At 56.9% G+C, this 645-nt stretch carries 1 pseudogene; it reads left to right on the plus strand.

The window, feature by feature from the left end:
* Positions 1–645: pseudogene (locus B5F54_RS17195) on the plus strand (sugar ABC transporter ATP-binding protein); the annotation flags it as partial.

Below are 645 nucleotides of genomic sequence, written 5' to 3' on the forward strand. Positions count from 1 at the left end.
GGAGGTGCTGGCGGGCACGCTGTCTGCATCCAACTTGCAGCTGGTGGAGATTGCGAAGGCAGTTAGCTACAATTCGAAGATCATCATTATGGACGAACCGACGTCTTCGTTGACGGACAACGAGACAGAGCACCTGTTCAAGATTATCCGTCAGTTGCAGGCAAAAGGCTGCGCCATCATTTACATCTCGCACAAGATGGAAGAGATCCTGAAGATCTCGGACGAAGTGACGATCATGCGAGACGGCACCTATGTCGGCACCTGGCCGGCAAGCGAGCTGACAACGGACCTGATTATCAGCCGCATGGTCGGCCGCGATATGACGAACCGTTTCCCGCCGAAGACCTATACACCGGGAAAAGAAGTCGTCTTCAAGGTGGAGGACCTGTGCTCTCCGCTGCCGAAGTCGTTCCAGCATGTGTCGTTTGAACTACATAAGGGCGAGATTTTGGGCATCGGCGGCCTGGTAGGCGCGCAGCGTACCGAGATGGTCGAGGCTTTGTTCGGCCTGCGTGCGATTGAGTCCGGCAAAATCGAGAAGGACGGCAAGCCGTTCAAGGTCAAATCCGTGCGCGACGCGAAGGCGCACGGATTGGCGCTTCTGACCGAGGAACGCCGCCAGAGCGGTGTGTTCGGCATCCTGTC

It is taken from the genome of Anaeromassilibacillus sp. An250 (genome assembly GCF_002159845.1).
Taxonomy (GTDB): domain Bacteria; phylum Bacillota; class Clostridia; order Oscillospirales; family Acutalibacteraceae; genus Anaeromassilibacillus; species Anaeromassilibacillus stercoravium.